Below are 4,819 nucleotides of genomic sequence, written 5' to 3'. Positions count from 1 at the left end.
GTTCGGGGACGTCTGCCGTCGGGGCGGCGGGGGTGGGTTCCGGGGAGGGGGACGGGACTTTCGGGTCCGTCGCCGGGGGCGTCGGGGTTTCGGGCGTCGTCGTCGCCGTCTGCGCCGCACCCTCCGCCTCGGCGGTCCGTGACTTGCGTGACCGTCCGAACGCGTTCCGCAAGAGAGTGAGAATGCCCATGTGCGCGCAACCCTTCGCGTGAGTTGAAGCCCGTCAATCCCTGGCCAGGACGGACACGTAAGGTTAGCGGCCCTCCTGGGTGATCTTGGGCAGGGTCGGGGGTGGGCGGTCCGCGCTGTCAAGAGGGACATCCGGCCTGCCAAGGTGTCGCCGTGCTGAATCGCCGTAACTGCCGTAAGGCTGCCGCAGGTTCACCCGCTGTTCACCCTCGCGCCCGGCTGCCGCACATATGTGCCCCTACGGTNNACGCCTGCTTCCACGAGGTGCCCAACACCAGCTCCAACGAGTACGTCGGTGATGTGATCGCCGGTGCGCTCAGCCGGCGGTCGATGATGCGGGCCGCGGCCGTGGTGACCGTGGCGGCGGCGGGCGCGGGGGCCGCGGGTGTCGCCCAGGCTCCGCAGGCCGGCGCCGCTCCAGCCGGAGGCGCATCGGCCGGTGCCGCCGCCGAGGCCGCCCGGCGGAAGAACAAGGGCGCGCGCGGGCTGCGGTTCGCGCCCGTCGCGCCCAATACCGCCGACGCCGTGACCGTGCCGGAGGGGTACCGGCAGAACGTCGTCATCCGCTGGGGCGAGCCCATCCTGCGCGGGGCGCCCGCCTTCGACCCGGAGAAGCAGACCGCCAAGGCGCAGGCCGGGCAGTTCGGGTACAACTGCGATTTCCTCGCCCTGCTCCCGTTGCCCGGGGAGCGGAACAGGCAGCTGCTCGTCGCCAATCACGAGTACACCGATGAGGTGCTCATGTTCCGGGGGTACGACGCCGCCAACCCGACCCGGGAGCAGGTGGAGGTGGCGTGGGCCGCGCACGGGCTGTCCGCCGTCGTCGTGGAGGGGGACCGGAAGACGGGGAAGCTGACCGCCGTTCCCCGGCATCAGCTCAACCGGCGCGTCACCGCCACCACCGAGTTCCGGCTCACCGGGCCCGTCGCCGGGTCCGAGCTCGTGAAGACCTCCGCCGACCCGACCGGCACCAAGGTGCTCGGCACTCTCAACAACTGCTCGGGCGGCGTGACCCCGTGGGGCACGACCCTGCACGGCGAGGAGAACTTCAACCAGTACTTCGCGGGCAGCAGCCGGGCGACCGACAAGCGGTACGGCATCGGGACCGGGGCCAGCGAGCGGAAGTGGGAACGGTTCGACAAGCGGTTCGACGTCGCCCAGGAGCCGAACGAGGTGCACCGGTTCGGGTACGTCGTGGAGTTCGACCCGTACGACCCGAGCTCCACTCCGCGCAAGCACACCGCCCTCGGGCGGTTCAAGCACGAGGCCGCGAACATCAGGATGACGGCGGACGGGCGGCCCGTCGTGTACACCGGCGACGACGAGCGGTTCGACTACTTCTACAAGTTCGTCGGCAGCAAGCGGATGCGGCACGGCAGCGGCAGGGCCGTGCGGGAGCACAACCTCTCCCTGCTCGACGAGGGGACGCTGTACGTCGCCAGGCTCACCGGTGACTCCCCCGCCATCGAGATCGACGGCACGGGCAAGCTGCCGGGCGACGGCGAGTTCGACGGGAGCGGCGAGTGGATTCCGCTGGCCACCGCCACCGCCGAGGGGGCGGTCTCGCACGTGGACGGGATGAGCGCCGAGGAGGTGTTCGTCTTCACCCGTCTCGCCGGTGACAAGGTGGGCGCCACGAAGATGGACCGGCCCGAGGACATCGAGCCCAGTCCCGTCACCGGCAAGGTGTACGTCGCCCTGACGAACAACTCCAACCGCGGTGTCGGCTCCAACGCCAAGGCGGACGAGGCCAATCCGCGCAACGCCAACAAGCACGGGCACGTCCTGGAGCTCACCGAGCGCTGGAACCGGCCCGAGAGCACGAGGTTCGCCTGGTCGCTGTTCCTCGTCGCCGGTGACCCGGACGACCCGGCGACCTACTTCGCCGGGTTCCCGAAGGACGGCGTCAGCCCGATCTCCTGCCCGGACAACGTCGCCTTCGACCCGTACGGCAACCTGTGGATCTCCACCGACGGCTCCCAGCTCGGCTCGCACGACGGCCTGTTCGGCGTGGCGACCCGGGGCGAGCGGCGCGGTGAGCTGAAGCAGTTCCTGACCGTGCCGACGGGGGCGGAGACCTGCGGTCCGATCATCCAGGACCGGCGTGTCCTGGTCGCCGTGCAGCACCCGGGCGAGATCGACGGCGCGTCCGTGGAGAAGCCGGCCAGCACCTGGCCCGACGGTCCCGGGACGTACGTCCGGCCGGCGGTCGTGGCCGTGTGGCGCGCGGACGGCTGCGACATCGGAGCCTGAGCGGAGAGCGACTGATGGGGGGCGCCTGTCCGGCGTCCCCCTTCCTCTCTCACCGACGTGCGTGCAGCGTCAGGTCCGTCACCACCGCCCGGTGGTCCGTGTCGGCCAGGTCCAGGAAGCGGGTGCGGTCGGCCGCGAAGTCCTTCGACACCAGGACGTGGTCGATCTGCGTGCCGAACGTCGGCGCGGTCCGGGCCGGCCAGGTGGCCGTGCGGTCGGCGCCGTCCAGTCGGGCGGCGTCGCTCAGGCCGGTGTCGAGGATGCGGCGGAAGGCGGCGTGGTCCTGGGAGGCGTTGAAGTCGCCGGCCAGGACGAGGGGGGTGCCGGGGTCGGCGGCGGCCGCGTCGCGCAGGGCGTCCAGCTCCGTGCGCCAGAGGCCGAGCTGGCCGGGCAGCGGGGGCATGGGGTGGGCGAGCTGGAGCCGTACGGCGTGGCCGTCGACGTCGGCGACCGCCCCGGGCATGCCCATGGTGCCGGGGACGCCGTCGGTGGGCCGCAGCGGGAAGCGGCTGAGGATGACGGAGCCCTCGGAGCCGCCGCCCTCGACGGCCCGGCGGTGGGGATAGTCCCGCGCCAGGTCCTGCTTCAGGCGTGCGTCGCACGCGTAGTCGCACTCCTCCACGAAGAGCACGTCCGGTTTCTCGCGGCGGACGGCGGTGACCAGGGGCCCGGTGCCCTGCCCGAACTCGACGTTCGAGGTCAGCACGCGCAGGTCGGCGACCGGGCGGCCGACGGGGTCGCCGACCTTGCCGTACGGCTCGATGAACCAGGCCAGCAGGCCGAGCAGGAGCACGCCCCAGACCGTCCCGAGCCACCACCGGGACAGCAGGGCGAGCAGCAGGGCCAGGCCGGTGGGGGCGAGCAGCCAGGGAAGGAAGGCGAGGATCTGCGGGACGGGCGTGATGCCGTCGCTGTCGGCGGTCCGGTAGCCGACGGCCACGCTGACCGCGGCGAGCAGCAGGGCGGCGCACCAGGCGCCGGGCCGCCGGCGGGGCGGACGGTGGTCCGGCTCGTCGGCGGCGGTCCACTCGGCAGCGGCGGTGTCCAAGGCCCGGCCTCCCGTTCGCGGGTGGGATGCCCGCATCCTCCCTCAAGGATTCCCGCATCCTCCCTCAAGGACGGGGTGGGACGGGGGAAGGTTGCCGGGCGTCGACGCGGGCCAGGAACTCCCCGAGTGCCCGGTCGAACTCCGCGGGGCGTTCGAGGTTCGGCATGTGGGCCGCGCCCTCGATGATGTGCAGGTCGGCGTCCGGGAGGGCCGCGTGCATGGCGCGGGCGTCGGAGACGGGGGTGTAGGTGTCGTCGGATCCGACGACGACCAGGGCCGGGACCCGGACCTGGGTCAGCAGGGTGGTGTAGTCGGGGCGCCGGGCGCGGGCGCGCAGGGCCGCGGCGGCGCCCTCGGGGGAGGTGGCCGTCATCATGCGGTGGACGTGGGCCTTGACGTCGGCGTGGGCGTGGGGGGCGACCATCCGCTCCAGGACCTCGTCGGCGTAGCCGCGCATGCCCTCTCGCAGGAGGCGGTCCGCCATGGCGTCGCGGGTGCGGACGCCGTCCGGGGTCTCCGCGGCCGGGAAGGTGTCCGCGAGGACGAGGCCGCGGACGCGGCCGGGGAACTGCCGGTAGCAGTCCATCGCGATCTGGCCGCCCATGGAGAGCCCGGCGAGGACGAAGGACTCCACGCCCAGCTCGTCGAGCAGGGCCTCGATGTCCCGGGCGAACCCCGCGAAGTCCGTGAGGGCCGGGGCGGCCGGGGAGGCGCCGTAGCCGCGCAGGTCGGGGGCGATGACGCGGCGGGCCGCGGAGAACGTGCCCAGCTGCGGGGCCCACATCGTGCGGTCGAAGGGGTGGCCGTGGACGAGAACCAGGGGGACAAGGGGCTGCCGAGGGGATACGGGGCCTTTGTCCTCGTATGCGAGGAAGGGTGCCATGTGAAGACCCTAGGCAGCTTCAACTACTCAGTGCAATAAGATCTTTGCTCTCGGTGCAATTCAAGGGGGAGGCCGACCGATGGGTGACTACCGCCGTATCGCGGACAGGATCGCCGACGACATCGCCAGCGGGCGGCTGAAGCCCGGCCAACGGCTGCCGCCGCAGCGCGCGTTCGCCCGGCGCCGGGGGATCGCCTCGTCGACGGCCGGGCGGGTGTACGGCGAACTCGTGCGGCGCGGGCTGGTCGTCGGCGAGGTCGGGCGCGGCACCTTCGTACGGGCCGCACCGGACGGGCCGGCGGGACAGTCGCTCGCCGAGCCCGGCCCGGGCGACGCCCTCGTCAACCTGGAGCTCAACTACCCCAGCGCGCCCCGCCAGCCGGAGCTCCTCGCCCCCGTCCTCGCGCCGCTGCTGCGTCCCGACGTGCTGGCCGAGGCGCTGCTGC

General features: G+C 72.7%; 4 protein-coding genes and 1 pseudogene. 2 read left to right on the top strand and 3 right to left on the bottom strand.

Translation table 11 applies throughout. The features are described from left to right. Window positions 1-190: pseudogene (locus tag CCL05_RS46735) on the bottom strand (VWA domain-containing protein); the annotation flags it as partial. 218 nt (window positions 191-408) lie between these two features. Here CCL05_RS46735 and CCL05_RS40015 point away from each other — a divergent pair. Further along, entirely contained in the window at window positions 409-2,442 is a 2,034-nt protein-coding gene (locus tag CCL05_RS40015; protein ID WP_086565515.1) for a PhoX family protein, read from the top strand. 49 nt (window positions 2,443-2,491) lie between these two features. Here CCL05_RS40015 and CCL05_RS40010 read toward each other — a convergent pair whose 3' ends face one another. Next, window positions 2,492-3,490, bottom strand: a complete 999-nt coding sequence (locus tag CCL05_RS40010) for an endonuclease/exonuclease/phosphatase family protein (protein ID WP_086565514.1) — start codon at window positions 3,488-3,490, stop codon at window positions 2,492-2,494. A gap of 64 nt (window positions 3,491-3,554) precedes the next feature. Next, window positions 3,555-4,373: an alpha/beta fold hydrolase gene (locus CCL05_RS40005; protein WP_086565513.1), complete on the bottom strand. Its 819-nt coding sequence runs from the start codon at window positions 4,371-4,373 to the stop codon at window positions 3,555-3,557. Between the two features lie 79 nt (window positions 4,374-4,452). Between CCL05_RS40005 and CCL05_RS40000 the strand changes: the two genes are divergently transcribed. Then, the coding region (locus CCL05_RS40000; RefSeq protein WP_143590028.1) for a GntR family transcriptional regulator at window positions 4,453-4,819 on the top strand (367 nt) is incomplete at its 3' end.

It is taken from the genome of Streptomyces africanus (assembly GCF_002150735.1).
GTDB classification, from domain to species: domain Bacteria; phylum Actinomycetota; class Actinomycetes; order Streptomycetales; family Streptomycetaceae; genus Streptomyces; species Streptomyces africanus.
Note: the sequence above shows the minus strand (reverse complement) of the source record. Positions and strands in the feature narration are given on the sequence as shown.